We start from the raw sequence: 17460 nt of genomic DNA, 5'->3' as shown, positions 1-17460 counted from the left end.
CCTTTCTTCGAGTTTATTACAAGTTATGTTGGCTGAGTGGAATATACCTCACCTTCCAGTTGGTGGAGGAATCTAAAGCGTCTGTGCTAAGATGGGTTAATATATGATTGAAGCTGGTGAACAAGGCTAGATAGGGGTGCTTGTACATTTGAAGAAAATCCTAGTCATTGATGATGAAATCGCAATTCGAGATTTAATTGAGCTGGTGCTAAGGCGAGAAAACTATGATGTGCAGACCGCAGAGGACGGCAAAACGGGCCTGCAGCTGCTCGACTCTTTTCAACCCGATTTAGTGGTACTTGACCTGATGCTGCCAGACTGCTCCGGATATGACCTGTGCAAGGAAATTACCGGGAAACGTGCCGTTCCTGTGATCATGCTCTCTGCCAAAAACGAGGTAATCGACAAGGTCTTGGGACTAGAGTTAGGGGCGGAAGATTACATGACCAAACCCTTTGACAATCGTGAATTGCTCGCTCGGATCAAGGTGATTCTGAGAAGAAACGAGAGCAAGGAAGAATCAAGTGAAGAAACCGAAGTTAAATCTACACGCATCATTCATGAAGAGCTGACATTTGATCTGGAAAGCCGCAGGGTGCTAAAAAACGGTGTACCCGTATCTTTAACGGCCAAAGAGTTCAAAATTCTGGAAACGTTACTCAAAAGGCCAGACAAAATTTTTACCCGGGATGAGCTGTTGCAGATCGGATGGGGATACGATTTTATGGGAGACAGTCGCAGTGTGGATATGACCATCATGCGATTACGGAAGAAGCTTGAGGATAACGCGGACGAACCGAAGTACGTCAGGACGATCTATGGATTTGGCTATCAACTTGGAGGTGGCGAGGCCTGAAGTATGCAACCCGGTTACTGCTGAATTATTTATTTTTCTCCGTGCTGTCTTTTGGCATCATCATTTTTGCGGTAAATAAAGCTATTGATTACTACAGCTTCGTTACCATTGAGAAACAGATGATGGAGAAGGCAGATCTGTCGGAGTTGTCCTTCCGTGAGGTGTTGGCACAGCATAGGTCATCGTCAGGAGAGCCCCAGACGAATGAAATTGTCAGACTTGCTCTGGAGAAGCTGAAAGCTTCAGGAAAGGAAGTACGTATCTATGACAGCTCCAAGCAGCTGCTCGGCTTGGCTGTGGATGGCATCATCATTAATGATGGCAAACCGCTTATTTTTGACAAAAATATTGAGAAAGCACTGAGCGGCAGTTATGCCTACACCGTTACGGAAGATCATCTGCTTTATTTTGCGACGCCCATTCAGGATCAATTCTACGAAAACGCTTATGTGTATGAGTTCGTGGAGAACATTTCCTACTTTTATGCGATTATGGATCAAATTCGTTATATCCTGTTTGCAGGTGCAGGCGGATTTATTGTGCTGATTACGTTATCCAGTCTGTGGATTGCACGCAATACAACCAAGCCGATTAAGATACTACTTGGCGCTGCGCAAAGTTTCTCCAGACAGGAGTTTCGGAGAGTTCATCTAAAACGGAAGGATGAGCTGGGCATGCTGGCAGATGGGCTGGATTCCATGGGGCGGCAGCTTCATGATTACATTCAGTATCAGAAACAATTTGTCTCCAACGTATCTCACGAGTTAAAAACACCCTTGGCAGCCATTCGTGGTTTCTCTCAATACTTGGTTGAAGGAGAGACCGAGAACAAGGAGTTGCAAAAAATCTATGCTCATCTGTTGCAGGAATCGGATCGGCTCACCCGTTTGATTAATGAACTGTTATTATTATCCCGATTCGATAAGGCGGGTTCTAATGATTTGGAAGCCCGGAAGACGGAAATGAACGAACTGATTCAGCAAGTTGTCATGAATATGGGAGCCAAGGCCAAGGATAAAGGGATAGAGATCAGAGTTAGTCAGGCGGAGGAAGAACCGGATGATGAGGGTGCGACAAGAGTGCACGCCAATGTGAATCCAATGCTGATGTCCCATGCGATCGCCAATCTTGTGGACAATGCCATCAAATATTCAGGCAGTCCATCGCTGATCGAATTGAGGTTGGAACATACGCCAAACGAAGTAGTTATACGGATATGTGATCAAGGCATAGGCATCGCGGGCGATGAGCTGGAGCGAGTGCAGGAACGCTTTTACCGGGCAAAAAATGCAAGTACAGCAAATGGTTCAGGTCTTGGACTTTCCATATGCAAAGAGATCGTAGAGCGGTTTAATGGATATATCGACATCGAAAGTCAACTGGGAAAAGGGACGACCGTTACAATTGTTTTGCCTCGTGCATAGACATGCATCTACAACCCAAGCCTAAATCTTAACGTTACAAGATTGGTACATTTCTGTTATAAGACTAACAAATGTTTTATTTATAATCACTTCATAAGAACAAATCACACATTTATGGAGGGATCATGATGAAATTAACTAAGAAAGCTGCAAGTTTTATCGTACTAAGTGCTTTACTAACGGTGGCATTAACGGGCTGTCAATCCAGCGAAGCTACATCTCCAGCAACCGGACAGAACACTGCAAATGAACAGAACACAGGCGAAGGTGCAACAAATGCTAATGCGCCTGCTTCCGAAAGTTCTGAAGAAAAGGGTACTGAAGCTATTAAAGAAGGTTCGATGGAGAAGGAAGGCAATGTGGTACTGAAGGAGCTTGCTTTTGTCTATAATGAGCACACCATTGCGATTTCGGATACAGTGAATGAAAATCAGATGGAACAGATGCTGGGCAAACCGGATAACCTGAAATCTCATACGTACAGTGCTGACGATGGAACAAATATGGATACCTTAATCGGTTTTACGGAAAAAGTGTACACGTATCCTGGTCTTGAGATTAAAACCATCAGTATGCCGGAGGGCAAACAAGACTCCATCTTTCATATCGAAATTACAGATCCTAAGTACGCGACAGTGCGAAACATTAAAGCGGGAGATAGCCTGGACACACTCAAAAATGCATACCCTGAGGGGAAACTGCTTGGTAGTGGAGCCCCTGATGAGGAGGATGACTTCCGTTACGAGCCATCCAATTATGTGGATGTGATGTCGTTTCATATCAAGGATGCCAAGGTGGAGAGCATTCAGATCTACAGCCTTCTGGACTAATAGTTAGTGATGGATGTTGGTAAGACACTCATACGGTTCACCTTTAATACCTGCCCAGGAGAGGGGCAGGTATTTTCTCGTTTACTGGCAGGGTAGTGAGTGTTTCGCACATTGCTAAAACAAAACGTTAACATCGTTGGAAGGGAGTCTCTGTGAACACAATCATCGGTTATCAAGAAAGCCACAAGCTCCGATTCTTAGTAGAATGAAGAAGGCTTACCTATTTGAAGTTGGCCCTTTTTTTATATAGCCTTGTCAAATTGGATGTACTTGAATAATCTATCTCATACCACAAAAAAGGGGGATGGAAACATGAGTGAAGTTGGGTATGGTAATGGCAATGGTAATGTAGGTGGAATAGGTGGAGGATATGGTAGTTTTACGTCCATTGGTGCAATACTCGTACTCTTTATTTTGTTGGTCATTATTTCAAAAGCTTTCTTAGTGTAATAGTTAACTTCTTACTTTTCCCGCCAGCTTTTGCTGGCGTTTTTTTTGTTTTGCTGTGTGACTTAGGATGATTCGAATCCCTCACTTGGTCATATGCCAAATATAAATATTTACCTCTTGCATAAAGAACACATGTTCGGTTTATAATATATACAAACATATGTTCTTAAAAGTACAGGAGTGATTTCAGTGTGGACTAAGCAACGAACCATCATGCTCATTGATATGCAGAGCTTTTATGCTTCAGTCGAAAAGGCAAAAATGCCCCAATACAAAAATAGACCACTCGCCGTTGCAGGCGATCCAGCAAGACGTTCTGGCATTATTCTTGCCGCTTGTCCATTAGCCAAAGCTAAGGGGGTTTCTACCGCAGAACCACTCTGGCAGTCTCTTCAGAAGTGCCCTGAACTGATCATTGTAAAACCTCACATGCAAGAATACATCGAAGTATCCACCCAAATTATGTCCATAATTGAGGAATTCACCGATCTGGTTGAGCCATACAGTATAGACGAATTATTCGCTGATTTTACAGGGTCTATGCATCTATTCGGTAATGATCCAATCGATTTGGCCAAACAAATCCAAGACAAAATCTATAATGAAACAGGGGTTTACGCCAGAGCGGGCATTGGTGAAAACAAAATTATCAGTAAATTATGCTGCGATATGATTGCTAAAAAAGCGGAGGGTGGCATTTTTCACTTAAAGAAAGAGGAGTTACATCTTCACATTGGAGATAAGCCCATCCGTGATATGTGGGGGATTGGCTCAAGAATGGAAAAACATCTGTGGAAGATGGGCATCCGAACCATTAAAGACCTGGCGAATACGCCTCTTTCCAAATTACGAAGCAAGTGGGGTGTTAATGGAGAAGTCATCTGGAGAGTTGCCAATGGACTCGACAATTCGCCGGTAACCGTCAATACACACAGTACACAAAAGGATATCGGAAACGGAATGACCCTGCCCAGAGATTTCACAGAAGCATGGGAGATCGAAGTGGTTATTCTTGATATCTGTACAGAAGTGTGCAGAAGAGCCCGTAAAAAGGGGCTGATGGGTAGTGTCATATCTGTGAGTGTATCGGGAGCAGATTTTGATCACCCCACTGGTTTTCACAGGCAAGTTAAACTGTCTGATCCTACAAACATAACTGTTGATGTGTGCAAGATAGCCAAACGCATATTCCATCAACATTGGGATGGGCAACCTGTGCGCCGTGTAGGCGTATCCCTGTCTCAATTATCCAACGCGGATACATATCAACTATCTTTCTTTGATGATCAAGAGCAGAAACGAGCCATTGATCAGGTGATGGACAACATCAAGGATCGATTTGGCGACATTGCCATTCTTCGAGCGAGCTCCATTACGGCTGCGGGTCAAGCGATCGATAGAGCATCTAAAATTGGGGGGCATTACAAATGAGCAAAAAACTGGAGGCCAATGGATTATGGGAATCGAGCCGCATGATGCTTCCACAACATAAAGAACGAATTATACAGCACCGTACTCAAATTCATGTTCAACCGAAACCACTGATTCACGAAGATGAGTGGGAGATTATTGCTCAACATATAGATATGTCGCTCAACTATACGTTGCAAGCTACCTTTGAAGTGTTTAATGACTCAGGCAATCGGTATATACACGGGATCGTCACTTCAGTCAGTGCCTTTGGAAAGAAAATCAAAATTGAAATGGATAATGGATTTGAATGGGTCGATTTTGATCAATTGGTCACTGTAAAGTTTGAAGAAGGAGGTGTGTACGGTGAGACAAACTTCTGAGGAACTTGCACTCGTCAAGAGGCTGGTAGAGCTTCCGTATCTTTTAGGTGCTCTGGAGGTAGATAAGCATAAAATATACGCTTCAAACTTTAAGATGAAATCGGTGTATATTGATTACCTGGACGGTACCCAAAAGAAAATTGCTTTAGAGATGTACAAGTCGAAACAAAGGCTAAAGGAACATCATATTAAAATCATAGATGAAAAGAGATCTGAGCTGAGTTTAACGGTAGACTATTCGGTAAGAGGTTACCTTCACAAAATGACATTATTGTGGAGCAAAGTGAAAGTGGACGTAACCTTAATGCTCACTGAACATATGAGCGTTGATATTACTGATATGCCAACATAAACATAGAGTTAGAGCAGAATACGGTATATAACGGCATAGGGTGGATATAATACAGCTATAACCATTGTTTTCTTCTCCCGATTTGGGTAAACCGACCTTTGAAATTGAAGGGTCGGATTTTTTGTCTCAAAATTTCGCATTGGCATATTAAACCACATAAAATGAGAGAAATCACGAGGCATATACATACAGATAGATAGACACATTTATCCATATTTTTTCGATTGAAACAAGGATGAATCCTTCAGAAGGGTGATACCAACATACCTGGATTAGTACGGCGTGGTTCCGTTATCTTGACAGCCAGGAGTATTATAATACAACGTTGAATAAGAGTAATATGTTGGTGTCCTCTTAAGTTCTGTGAGTGATATGAACGCTAAACGTTATACCGTTGAACAACGGAGGATTTTAATTTGTGGAGGAGAGGAAAAATATGGACTACCGTTCACGGAAGGAAGCGGTGTTTGAGACGAAACGTTTCCGTAACTGTACCATAGCGGCAGGTCGTCGTCATACCGTTGCTCTTAAATCTGACGGAACAGTAATAGCCGCGGGTGATAATAAATACGGTCAATGTGATGTAAGCGATTGGTCCCATATCGTCGCCGTTGGTGCCGGTAATGTTCATATGGCTACGAACACGGGTAATGCCCATACCGTTGGACTTAAATCTGATGGTACTGTAACAGCAATAGGTTGGAATAAGCATGACCAATGCAATGTAAGCGAATGGCGCGATATAATAACCGTTTCGGCAGGTTGGTGCCGGACTGTTGGGGTTAAAGCAGATGGTACCGTGGTTGCGGTAGGGCGAAATAATGAAGGCGAATGCAACGTGAGCAGCTGGCGTGATATTGTATCGGTCACGACGGGAGACTGGCATACCGTCGGTCTAAAAATAGACGGAACGGTAATAGCAGTTGGTAACAATAAGTATGACCAATGTAGCGTAAACGACTGGAACGACATATTGGCTGTTTCGGCGGGGTATCTTCATACGGTTGGGCTTAGATCGGAGGGCACCGTGGTTGCGGTGGGGCGAAATAATGAAGGCGAATGCGACGTAAGCGGATGGCGTGATATTGTAGCAGTTGCAGCGGGGAGTTATCATACCATTGGTCTTAGGTCTGACGGTACGACGGTTGCTGTGGGTTCAAACAAACATCACCAATGCGATGTAAGGGGCTGGCATGACATTAGAGCTGTTTCGGCGGGATGTGCCCACACGATTGGACTAAAATCAGATGGTACGTTAGTTACTGTGGGTGATAATGGTTATGGACAATGCGATGTAAGCGGATGGAGTAACATCCAACAATAAATAATGAAATAAGATACAAAAAGTCAAGGGACAAGTACATATTCCCATTGAAGTCGCTAATTTAGCGACTTTTTGCTTTGATCGGCAACTTTATGGGACGTGCTCTATAACCTTTAACCTCAAACTTAAAATCAGATATGGATTTTAGAATAAGCTTCGTGCTAATCTAACATGATTTTCTCGTTTACCATTTGATAATAATACTCATCCATCTGTTCTGCCGTAACATCTTCTTCAAGATGCAACTTGTTGAACTACATTCCATGGATTGGTGCGCTTACCCTTGTGATTGGCATCGTAACAACGTTGCTTAATAACTCTCTATTTAAAAGAAAACAAACGATGACCTATAGATTTTTCGAATTGTGCTTATGGATTTTATTTATTTGATATGGCTGAAACATTGATGCGTCTTTCATCTGAGAATAGGAAAGTATTATTTCATCGTATAGCAAAGTAAATCAACTACAAGCGAATTATTGCGGAAAATTTTCCATCAGTTATTCAAAACAATTTTAGGGAATATCTTAAAGGAGAAAAATTTTTGTTAAACTAAGGGACAGGTTAGTGTAATTTCCCGCTTTAAGTTAACGTTATAATATAAACAGAGTTCAAGACATGAATACGATAAATGGAGGGGTAGGATTGAACAAGTATGTGTTACATATAGTTGCAAGTGTAATTTGCATATTGGTACCTGCTATTGGTCTCTTATATGTTTTGTGGGATAGCCACCAACCCAAAATAGGACCTGTAGGAGACGGAAAACCGAATTATCCTTCAGTATCTCAATGGATATCTATTGGCTCTTCTTTTATTCTCGGAATAGTTAATTTACCTCTTTCCATAGTTCGATATAGACAAAAGACTAAAGAAGATATTAAAAGTTAATGCTTATACGCTAACGTAGAAACTATAATTGAATAAACGACGAAAATGAAGCTGCCTGTGTTTGACCGGCAGCTTCATTACGTTAACGGGCAGGGTAGATGAATTTTGTGAATATACTCCAGGTATACGAACGTTAAAAAATAAGTTTAACCTTTAAAATTAAAGAAACGCTACAGTCTTCAGTATTCGCAGAATTCGTTAAAGGAAGTACGATCGCAGAAAAAGAGGTCGAACTAGTAAGTACTGTTGACCTCAAATACGATCAGTCAGGTTATGAATTCATGAGAATAACCGGGCTAAAGAACAGGGAATCTTGCTAGGCCTGACAGACATCCAATGCAAGTGACGATCTATTCATTAGTGCTAAGTGACAACAAGTGTTTTAGATTGTCATCAATAAATTGATTATCCGCACTGTTAATTCCACGACCGGCAAAATGGCCCCAGATCGATTGGATTGGTTTCAAGACAGCATTAGGTATACGCTTAGCTTCGTATTCATTATCGTCCGCTGTGCAGAAGAGATCCGTGCTTCCCGGCATGATACAGGCATAAGCTCTTATGCTCTGAAGTGCTGTATCAAAGTCTCCGTTATAGGAGGGGTTTGCACTGATATCTGCATGTTGACCTGTCCATAACATGGCCAGAACATTATGCGGATCCATATTCATAAAGCTATTTTCCCAGACACCAGCTACAAAATCCTCCAATGTGTCAAATCCCATCTCACGGTAAAGCTCTTCTCTATAAAACGCATGTGATAGTCCCCATCCCGCATAGACCCGACCCACGGCACGCATGTCTGTCGAACTTAGTTGGTTTAATTTGCTTGAGTCGAAGCCGACTGCAGATAGCAGTGAAGCTTTCACGCCTTCCAGAACCACAAATGTGTGAGGCCAAGGTTTGGCGATGCCTCCGAAAGGTGCGATTCGTTCAACCATCTCCGGGTAACTTGCCCCCCATTGAAATGCCTGAATGCCGCCCATCGACCACCCGACGACGAGAGCAATCTTTTGAATACCGAATTTTTCGGTCAGCAGTTGGTGCTGGAATCGAACGTTGTCATAGATAGTTACCTGTGGAAAGTTACCCCGATCAAATGGAGGAGGCGTGTTACTGGGAGAGGAAGAGAGTCCATTGCCCAGCAAACTGGGAACGATAATAAAATATTTCTCCGGATCGAGTGCCATCCCACTGCCAATAAGCCATTCATTCTGAACATGCTGATCCCCAAAAGCCGTTGGATAGACAATAACATTATCCTTCTGTTCATTTAATTTTCCGTATGTTTTGTAAGCAAGAAAAGCGTTTGGTAACGTCACTCCTGATTGTAAGATGACATCATCCAAATTAAAAATTTCATAATCCATCGTATAGTCGCTCCCTTCAAAATGAAAAACCACGTGTTCACTGTGATCTCTTGTACTCAGTATAGAGCTGTGATACTCTCAATAAAAGTGAATAGAATTCAAGATAGCATTCAATAAAATTGAAAGATGAAGGGGGGATCATCGGATGGAATTGCGTCAACTGAATACGTTTTGTACGGTTGCAACAACATTGAATTTCACGCGGGCAGCAGAAGCGCTGAGCTACGTTCCTTCCAACGTCACGATGCAAATTAAAGCATTGGAAGATGAGCTAGGTGTTCGCCTCTTTGATCGGTTGGGCAAGCAACTCGCGCTCACAACTGCGGGTAAACGCTTTTTAACACACGCCCAAGGCGTTCTTGAAAAAATGGACGAAGCTCGTAGTGCTGTCCATGATAATGAAAAACTAAGTGGTACCTTAACGATAAGTGCAAATGAAGTTATTTGCACTTATCGGCTTCCACCTGTCTTCCAACGGTTTCGTTCGCAGCATCCGGGAGTTCGCCTAATTTTCCGCTCAGTTCCGAATCAAGAGCTCAAACAAACGCTCTTTGAGGGAACCACGGATATTGTTTATATGTTGGATGAACCCATTCGCTCGAGTGGACTTTCCGTGGAACCTTTGCTGGAAGAACATTTCCGATTGTTAGCTGCTCCAGATCATCCACTCGCCAAACGAACTGTGCTGCAATTGGAAGATTTTCATGATGAAGTGTTCCTGACAAATGAGAAGGGTTGTCCGTATCGAACGATGTTTGATCGGTCATTTGAGAAAGAGGGGATTGATAGCATTACATATTTAGAGTTTCAAAGTGCTGAAGCCATTAAACAATGTGCAATTTCAGGCATCGGTATTGCCTTTCTTCCTGAGATCGTCGTGGAGTCTGAAGTTGAACGCGGAGAACTTGTTGTCCTCCCATGGCAAATTCCGGACTTGCAGGTATACACACAGATGTTGTGGCATAAAGACAAATGGCTTTCACCAATCATATTAACTTTTATAGAAGCAACCAGGGAAGTTTTTGATTCACAGAGTGAGAATAAAACCGTATAGCTTATGTACAAGACATCAAACTGTTGAGCACAGAAAAACGCTGTTGAAAGTGGGGAGATATTATTTATGATTCCATTAGTATATGACCAGATTAACCATTGGGGAAAAGACGATGAATTTTTTCTTGCATTGTTAAAGAGACAAAAAGACCTCTGATGCGGTAATTATGACAGCCAATGTTGCCACAGGTATTTCTTACAGATGATAGTTGGAAGCGAGTGATCTCAGACGTATTCCGATCCCTAAAAATGGGGGGTCACTTTATTTTTGATACAAGAAACCCTTTGGTAAAAGTATGGGAAGAATGGGAGAAGGACAAAACTCCTGACTTAGCTAATCAAGAAGAATTCGATGAGTCACTGATACAAATCGGTTTTTCAAAAATTAAAACATATGGTGACTGGGAATTTAAACAAGCAACTTCTAAGGATAGATCGTTTATTTTTCATTGTGTAAAATAGCAGTTAGTAAAAAAATATCGAGAGAGAAGAGCCCATTGAACACAATTCTTATTCCTAAAATAACTACAAACATTGTTCATTCAAATCCATTTAATGAAATTTGTTCATATATGATGAACTGGAGTATGATGGGGGAAGGCGATGCTGATAATTACCATATAATCAATGCCAAGTATAGAGTGTAATTTTATATAGGTCTAAAGCTTTTGGACCCGGCTATACAACACCATACTTCCTTGAAGGGGGACATCTGTTTTGGATGAGCAGTTTCTAGATTTATTGGCCGAGAAATATGATACGGAAGAAAAAATCATAACAGAGATCATCAACCTTGAAGCGATCTCCAATCTCCCGAAGGGAACCGAGCATTTTGTCAGTGATTTGCATGGGGAGTTCCAGGCTTTTCAGCATGTACTACGAAACGGTTCGGGTACCGTCAAAGAGAAAATCAAAGAATTATTCCGGGAGGTTTGGACGGATCAAGAAATCCATGATTTTGCGGCATTGGTTTATTACCCGGAGGAAAAAATACAGCTGGTTATAGGGGAACTGAGTAATAAACAGGCTTTAAACCAGTGGTATAGACTAACAATTGAACACATGCTTAAGCTTATTTCTTATGCCTCTTCCAAGTATACACGCTCAAAATTGCGTAAAGCTCTGCCGGAGCAATATGTATATATTGTAGAAGAGCTTTTATACAAGACGGATTCGACCAACAATAAGGATCCTTATTACGAGGAAATATATCGGCAAATTATATCTTTGGGCCAGGCGGACAATCTCATTATCGGCCTTGCTTATACGACACAACGCCTGGTGGTTGACCATCTTCATGTGGTTGGAGATATCTATGACCGGGGGCCGTACCCCGATAAAATTATGGACACGCTTATCAACTACCATTCTGTAGACATACAGTGGGGGAACCATGATGTCCTCTGGATCGGAGCCTACGCAGGTTCTCTGGTCTGCCTTGCGAATATTATTCGGATCTGCGCCAGATACGACAATCTGGACATCATTGAAGATGTATACGGAATCAATCTGCGCCCACTGCTAAACCTGGCGGAGAAATATTATGAAGACAATCCGTCCTTCAGACCTAAGTTACAGGCTGGCCATAACGTATCAGAGCAGGAAATTCTGCAGATCACCAAAATTCACCAGGCCATTGCCATGATCCAGTTTAAACTGGAAATTCCGATTATTAAGAGACGCCCGTACTTCAATATGTCTGAAAGACTTTTACTGGAGAAGATTGATTACGACAACAATGAAATCAACATCTGCGGTAAAACGTACCACCTGGAAAACACCTGTTTCGCAACCGTAAATCCGCAGAAGCCCGAACAATTGATTGAGGAAGAACGCCAAGTGATGGAAAAGCTGCTGTTTTCCGTTCAGCATTCCGAAAAGATGGCCAGACATATGAACTTTCTTATGAAGAAGGGCAGCCTTTATTTAAAATACAATGGGAATTTGTTAATCCACGGCTGTATTCCTTTGGATGAAGAAGGAAATATGGAAGAAATGCAGATTGAAGACAAGACATATGCGGGCCGTCAATTGCTTGATGTTTTTGAAGATTATTTACGTTACGCCTTTGCGCATCCGGAAGAGACAGAAGATCTGGCGACGGATATGGTATGGTACATCTGGACAGGGGAATGCTCCTCGCTCTTTGGAAAGAGAGAAATGACCACTTTTGAACGATATTTCATCCAAGATAAAGAAGCACATAAGGAGAGAAAGAATCCTTACTACCATTTACGCGAAAATGAAGAGATCTGTCGAAAAATCTTGCAGGAGTTTGAGTTGAATCCAGATCATGGACATGTCATTAACGGTCACACACCAGTCAAAGAAATTCGTGGAGAGAGCCCTGTTAAAGCAAACGGAAAAATGATCGTGATTGACGGCGGTTTTTCCAAAGCCTATCAATCCACAACGGGCATTGCCGGTTATACATTGTTGTTTAATTCCTTTGGCATGCAGCTCGTCGCCCATCAGAAATTCAATTCAAAAGAAGATGTGTTATGCAACGGAACGGACGTATTGTCAGTAAAAAGACTGGTGGATAAAGAACTGGAACGAAAACTGGTGAAGGAAACCAATGTTGGGGAGAAGCTGCTGCAGAAAATCTCAAATTTGAAGGATCTATTAGATTATCGCCACATGAAATGAAGCGATTGCTAAAAGTACACATTCGGAGCAACCGTTTGAGTGCAATTGGACATAACGCTCGTATTGGGCAGGGAAGTAATACTACCCTGCCTGTGCGAGCATTTCTTTTGTTACAGTGCGATTTAACAACAAACTTCATGACTTACTGTTGAACTAACGGCGGATTTTCAATTTGTGGAGGGGAGGAAGATATGGACTACAATTCACGGAAGGAAGCAGTGTTTGAGACGAAACGGTTCCGTAACTGTACCATAGCGGCAGGTCGTCGACATACCGTTGGTCTTAAATCGGATGGTACATTGGTTACTGAGGGTGATAATGATTATGGACAATGTGATATAAGCGGATGGAGTCACATCCACCAATAAATAATGAAATAAGGCGCAAAATATCGAGGGACAAGAACATATTCCCATTTTACCCAAAAGGCAACTCCTATGAGGGTATTGGAAATGATTTAATCTTATGGCTCACCAGGCATTACAACAACACTTTAAAACAATTTCTCCTATTACATTAACAAACAATGCGTTTCCCTTTATCAGATTGATAAGGGGTCTTATTTAGTTTCCTCATGTTTGATAAGAAAGAGGAACAAGGAGTGCTGCACTAACTCCTGCTCTTTGAGCATCTTCAGCTAAGTGAGTACATCGAGTGTACGTAATACACTGATACTTGTCATTACAAGTTTACTTCCAGCTGCACTTACAGTAGCTGCAAGACACGCATACGATGTTATATTTGAAGCCAATTTAAGCGACGAATGTTCGAGAAAGATAAGTTGTCATTTTTCAGATTCATTTGGATCTTCTTGCGCTCATTTAAAATGTTTCATTGACTATCCAAAAAGAGAAGAGTACATTTGGTTTTATGTTTAATGGAAATATCACGATAGTAATAATTTGTGAAATTCATCAGCAAAGCCAGAACTGAATTTTGGAAAGAGGACCGTGCTATGCGCTTTATCCGAATACTTAATAATATCAGACTTAAAAGTAAGCTATCTTTGATTTTTATTACAGTGGCCGTAATCCCGCTATTAGTAAGTGGTATCTATTTAACAAGCAAGCTGAAGGAAGTCATGATCCTGAACGCCTCTGAACAAGCAACGAATAACGTAGAGCGTGTCCAGAAAAGGACCGAGGAGGTGATCAATGTAGCCATAGATATTTCCTATCAACTTTCTAATAATAACCAAATGAAATCTATAGCAAGCCGTAACTATGAAAGTTATAACGAGGTTATTCAAACCTATCGTCAATACACGGACATTCGGGATTATATGCGGCTTTATAAAGAAATAAAATCCATTCGGTTATATACGGCCAATCCGACGATGCTCAATAACTGGGAATTTATGCAGCCAGATGACCGAACGAAACAGTCCGATTGGTACAGATCCGCATTGAGTCAAAAGGGGCTTGCAGGTTGGGGTTATATTGAAGATGAGCGTGATCAAAAACATTATCTAAGTCTGGTTCGAAAAATCAACCTGGATGAGTTGAGAAATGAGAGCGTATTGGTGATTAATGTGAATTCTGATTTGTTAAACTCTATTCTATCCCAAGAGACCTTCTCAACGATGATCGTGGATGAAAACAACCATATCGTGGCAGCCAACCGGCCAAATCTTTACGGTAAAAACCTTGCCTCTGTGCATGCGGGGAGCAATATGTTGTCCCAAACAGAGGGTAGTTATGAAGCTGTTATGGATGGACAGAATTCCAAGGTGGTTATAGCAAACCTAACTCCACAGAATAGCTGGAATGGACTGCGCATCATTTCCGTTTTTACGGTGTCTGACATTCTACATGATGCAAACGCTATCATTCGTTTAGCTACTCTGGTTATCGGTGGGTGTTTAATCATCGCAGTGGTGCTGGTTTATGTCTCTGCCTCCTTCATTGCGAGGAGATTGCTCAGACTTAGCAAACACATGTCGAGAGTAGGTACGGTATCCTGGGATACGTACCTTGACCTCGACGGTAAAGATGAGATTGGACAACTATCTAGACAATTTAATGAAATGGTTCATCGAATCAGTGAACTGATGTATGAAGTGGAAGAAAGCAATCAGCAGAAACAGTTATTACTACAGAAACAAAATGACATCAAATTTAAGATGCTGGCTAGTCAGGTGAATCCCCACTTCCTGTTTAATACACTTGAGTCGATTAGAATGGAAGCACATCTTCGTGGGGAAGAGGGGTTAGCCCAGGCCGTATGGCAACTTAGCATGTTGATCCGAAATAGTTTAGAGGTTGGAAGTAGCCAGATTTCACTATCGGATGAGTTAAATATGGTTCGTTGTTACTTGGAACTTCAAAAATTCCGATATGAAGACAGACTTCAATACCATATGGACATCGACCCGGCATCCGAAAACATTTTGATTCCTCCACTTATCATACAACCTTTGGTTGAAAACTCGATACTCCACGGGTTAGATCGCAAAGAGGGCCCCACACTGATCACTATTCGGACGAAGCTTAACGTTCAAGGTACGTTATTTGTGGAAATCCAAGATGATGGTGCGGGTATTTCTCCAATGAAAATGGACGAATTAACAAAACAATTAATGAACTCCGATGAATCTGGCAATCGTATTGGCCTTCGTAATGTAAATGACCGATTGGAACTCACTTACGGTATAGCATCAAGGCTCACAATTAATAGCATCCAGGGGAGAGGCACCTGCATCGCATTTTGCATACCAAAGGAGGGTGTAACCTAATGTTTTCCGTGATCATTGTTGATGATGAACCGAAGCTGCGTTTGGGGCTGCAAACGTTAATACCTTGGAAAGAATTGGGGTTCGAAGTGATTGGAACGGCAGCTGGTGGAAATGAGGCGCTTCGGTTATTTGAAGAAACGATTCCCGATGTATTGTTGGTGGATATACGTATGCCAGGCATGGACGGACTTGAACTCCTTCAGGAAATCCGCCACCGTGAATGGCCCAGTCATGTCATTATTCTCAGCGGTTACGCCGATTTTGAGTATGCGCGCCAAGCCCTTCAATTCGGCGTCGAAGCATATCTGCTGAAACCAGTGAACAAGGAAGAATTGTCAGCATCACTCCAAAAGATTCATGAACAGCTCTCCAATGTGCAGAAAAAAAAACTGTTACAGAAGACAAATACGCCAGAATGGATACTTTATTCTTTACTAACCGGTAAATATGCTTCAGAGGATTCCATTATGGGTGGATGGTCAGACTCATTTGAAGACAGCTGGACAACATATCAGATCGTTTTAATCGGCTTCTCAGGTTCAGAACCAGAAGAAAGCGAACAAATCCAGAACTTCAAAGATGTAGTTAGCAGAACCTATGCTTCGGAACGTCAAGGATTCGTTTTATATTTTGCTCCGTACATTGTCCTATTGCTTGGTAACTCTCCTGTTAGCGAACTGGGATGGACCGAACTTCATAAGAATCTCCAACTCTTATCAGGTGAGCTTCGATTTGAAATGGACGTAGCAGTAGGACAGTCCGTGCGGTCTCAAGACGAAATTATTCATTCCTTTAGAACAGCAAAATCCCTTTTGGAGCGCAGCTTTTTCTACGACAGAGGCAGGCTCCTGACAGAGGAAACACCAGAAACGTATCAAAAGGAAACCGTTCAGACTTTAGTATCTTCTCTAGCCAATAAGGAGGAAGAAGCCTTTAGACTTCATTATCTGGTAGATGTTGGGCATGCTAGTGCGATCTCCTCTTTTTTAAACGAAATAGCATTGCAACTAGTAGCTAATCAGGCCGATGAAAAGGAGATCCGTGACCGTTTCTTCTATCTGGCCAATGAAACCGTTCGAAAAGTCCATCCCCGTGTCTGGCCTTTAAGTGGTTTTTCAGGGGAGCCGGCCCATTTCCTTGCTGAAGTATATCATTCCCGTTATATGCAGGATCTTGTTGACCGAATTTCAGTTATGATGGAAAGACTAGCTCAGTGCGCGGATTATAATACCAAAGACAATGAAATGAAGCGAATGCTGGATTATATAGACCGGCACTATGGGGATAATCTAAGACTAGAAATGCTTGCTGTATTGTCTAACTACAGCAGTTCCTATTTGGGCCAACTCTTTAAAAGTTACACAGGAGAATATTTTAACGCATATCTTGATCGGATACGGATCCAAAAAGCGAAAGAATTACTGGCTCAGGGTATGAAGGTTTACGAAGTGGCTGAAAGGGTAGGATATTCAAACGTCAATTATTTTTACAGCAAATTCAAAAAACTGGAAGGGAAGTCTCCTTCTTTTTATCAAAAAAAAGAATGATTTGAGCAAAACTCCTCTACTAACGGAAGTTAAACGAACAGTAGGGGAGTTTTCTGATGTCTGAATGAAAAAAAGATGTTTTTCTGAAAATACAAAGGATTTTAGATGAAAGGATTCTATATTTCTGATGTGTCCGCGAGCTTCCTTAACAAATATAGTTGATACGAAAGGAGGGACCTCAACAATT

The 17460-nt window shown here is 41.9% G+C and carries 15 protein-coding genes; 14 read left to right on the top strand and 1 reads right to left on the bottom strand.

The window, feature by feature from the left end; genetic code table 11:
* Positions 1 to 148: 148 nt before the first annotated feature.
* The 8 genes from FE296_RS27415 to FE296_RS27385 all read left to right on the top strand — a co-directional run bounded on the left by FE296_RS27415 (position 149) and on the right by FE296_RS27385 (position 7029).
* Positions 149 to 856 carry a response regulator transcription factor gene (locus FE296_RS27415; protein ID WP_150367090.1) on the top strand — a complete coding sequence of 236 codons (708 nt, stop codon included), beginning with the start codon at positions 149 to 151 and terminating at the stop codon, positions 854 to 856.
* 41 nt (positions 857 to 897) lie between these two features.
* The gene (locus tag FE296_RS27410) at positions 898 to 2280 is read left to right on the top strand and encodes a sensor histidine kinase (protein ID WP_150367089.1); all 1383 of its coding nucleotides are present in this window, start codon (positions 898 to 900) and stop codon (positions 2278 to 2280) included.
* 128 nt (positions 2281 to 2408) lie between these two features.
* A complete protein-coding gene (locus tag FE296_RS27405) occupies positions 2409 to 3110 on the top strand; it encodes a hypothetical protein (protein ID WP_150367697.1) in 702 nt (233 codons plus the stop codon).
* 312 nt (positions 3111 to 3422) lie between these two features.
* Positions 3423 to 3560 carry a hypothetical protein gene (locus FE296_RS33045; protein ID WP_167483572.1) on the top strand — a complete coding sequence of 46 codons (138 nt, stop codon included), beginning with the start codon at positions 3423 to 3425 and terminating at the stop codon, positions 3558 to 3560.
* A 213-nt stretch (positions 3561 to 3773) separates the two neighbouring features.
* Positions 3774 to 4991: a DNA polymerase IV gene (locus FE296_RS27400; RefSeq protein ID WP_190945701.1), complete on the top strand. Its 1218-nt coding sequence runs from the start codon at positions 3774 to 3776 to the stop codon at positions 4989 to 4991.
* The gene (locus FE296_RS27395) at positions 4988 to 5353 is read left to right on the top strand and encodes a YolD-like family protein (RefSeq protein WP_150367087.1); all 366 of its coding nucleotides are present in this window, start codon (positions 4988 to 4990) and stop codon (positions 5351 to 5353) included. The genes FE296_RS27400 and FE296_RS27395 overlap by 4 nt, the downstream gene beginning before the upstream one ends.
* On the top strand, positions 5337 to 5705 hold the full coding sequence (locus tag FE296_RS27390) for a YhjD family protein (protein ID WP_124114908.1): 369 nt from the start codon (positions 5337 to 5339) through the stop codon (positions 5703 to 5705). Before FE296_RS27395 ends, FE296_RS27390 begins: the two co-directional genes overlap by 17 nt.
* 436 nt (positions 5706 to 6141) lie before the next feature.
* On the top strand, positions 6142 to 7029 hold the full coding sequence (locus tag FE296_RS27385; RefSeq protein ID WP_150367086.1) for an RCC1 domain-containing protein: 888 nt from the start codon (positions 6142 to 6144) through the stop codon (positions 7027 to 7029).
* Between the two features lie 1241 nt (positions 7030 to 8270).
* Here the strand turns inward: FE296_RS27385 and FE296_RS27375 are convergent.
* Complete coding sequence (locus FE296_RS27375; RefSeq protein ID WP_124114911.1) at positions 8271 to 9290, bottom strand: alpha/beta fold hydrolase; 1020 nt, start codon at positions 9288 to 9290, stop codon at positions 8271 to 8273.
* A gap of 145 nt (positions 9291 to 9435) precedes the next feature.
* On the opposite strand from FE296_RS27375, the gene FE296_RS27370 reads away from it, so the two are divergent.
* The 6 genes from FE296_RS27370 (at position 9436) to FE296_RS27340 (ending at position 17273) form a co-directional block, all read left to right on the top strand.
* Positions 9436 to 10344, top strand: coding sequence for a LysR family transcriptional regulator (locus tag FE296_RS27370; RefSeq protein ID WP_150367084.1), 909 nt, complete (start codon positions 9436 to 9438; stop codon positions 10342 to 10344).
* A gap of 284 nt (positions 10345 to 10628) precedes the next feature.
* Entirely contained in the window at positions 10629 to 10805 is a 177-nt protein-coding gene (locus FE296_RS33585) for a hypothetical protein (protein WP_223869052.1), read from the top strand.
* A 255-nt stretch (positions 10806 to 11060) separates the two neighbouring features.
* A complete protein-coding gene (locus FE296_RS27360; protein WP_124114913.1) occupies positions 11061 to 12992 on the top strand; it encodes a fructose-1,6-bisphosphatase in 1932 nt (643 codons plus the stop codon).
* Positions 12993 to 13183: 191 nt separating this feature from the next.
* Entirely contained in the window at positions 13184 to 13360 is a 177-nt protein-coding gene (locus tag FE296_RS27355; RefSeq protein WP_317889434.1) for an RCC1 domain-containing protein, read from the top strand.
* 587 nt (positions 13361 to 13947) lie between these two features.
* A complete protein-coding gene (locus FE296_RS27345) occupies positions 13948 to 15726 on the top strand; it encodes a sensor histidine kinase (protein ID WP_124114914.1) in 1779 nt (592 codons plus the stop codon).
* The gene (locus FE296_RS27340) at positions 15726 to 17273 is read left to right on the top strand and encodes a response regulator transcription factor (protein ID WP_150367083.1); all 1548 of its coding nucleotides are present in this window, start codon (positions 15726 to 15728) and stop codon (positions 17271 to 17273) included. The genes FE296_RS27345 and FE296_RS27340 overlap by 1 nt, the downstream gene beginning before the upstream one ends.
* The last annotated feature ends 187 nt before the right edge of the window (positions 17274 to 17460 follow it).

Origin of the sequence: Paenibacillus sp. UASWS1643 (genome assembly GCF_008693195.1) — a bacterium.
Taxonomy (GTDB): Bacteria; Bacillota; Bacilli; order Paenibacillales; family Paenibacillaceae; genus Paenibacillus; species Paenibacillus amylolyticus_B.
This window is presented reverse-complemented; position numbering and strand designations above follow the sequence as displayed.

Bases quoted from the DNA above. Each gene is read 5' to 3' on its own strand.
- FE296_RS27340 (WP_150367083.1), top strand. From the start codon at position 15,726: ATGTTTTCCGTGATCATTGTTGATGATGAACCGAAGCTGCGTTTGGGG.
- FE296_RS27385 (WP_150367086.1), top strand. From the start codon at position 6,142: ATGGACTACCGTTCACGGAAGGAAGCGGTGTTTGAGACGAAACGTTTC.
- FE296_RS27400 (WP_190945701.1), top strand. From the start codon at position 3,774: ATGCTCATTGATATGCAGAGCTTTTATGCTTCAGTCGAAAAGGCAAAA.
- FE296_RS33045 (WP_167483572.1), top strand. From the start codon at position 3,423: ATGAGTGAAGTTGGGTATGGTAATGGCAATGGTAATGTAGGTGGAATA.
- FE296_RS27405 (WP_150367697.1), top strand. From the start codon at position 2,409: ATGAAATTAACTAAGAAAGCTGCAAGTTTTATCGTACTAAGTGCTTTA.
- FE296_RS27375 (WP_124114911.1), bottom strand. From the start codon at position 9,290: ATGGATTATGAAATTTTTAATTTGGATGATGTCATCTTACAATCAGGA.
- FE296_RS27370 (WP_150367084.1), top strand. From the start codon at position 9,436: ATGGAATTGCGTCAACTGAATACGTTTTGTACGGTTGCAACAACATTG.
- FE296_RS27395 (WP_150367087.1), top strand. From the start codon at position 4,988: ATGAGCAAAAAACTGGAGGCCAATGGATTATGGGAATCGAGCCGCATG.
- FE296_RS27355 (WP_317889434.1), top strand. From the start codon at position 13,184: ATGGACTACAATTCACGGAAGGAAGCAGTGTTTGAGACGAAACGGTTC.
- FE296_RS27345 (WP_124114914.1), top strand. From the start codon at position 13,948: ATGCGCTTTATCCGAATACTTAATAATATCAGACTTAAAAGTAAGCTA.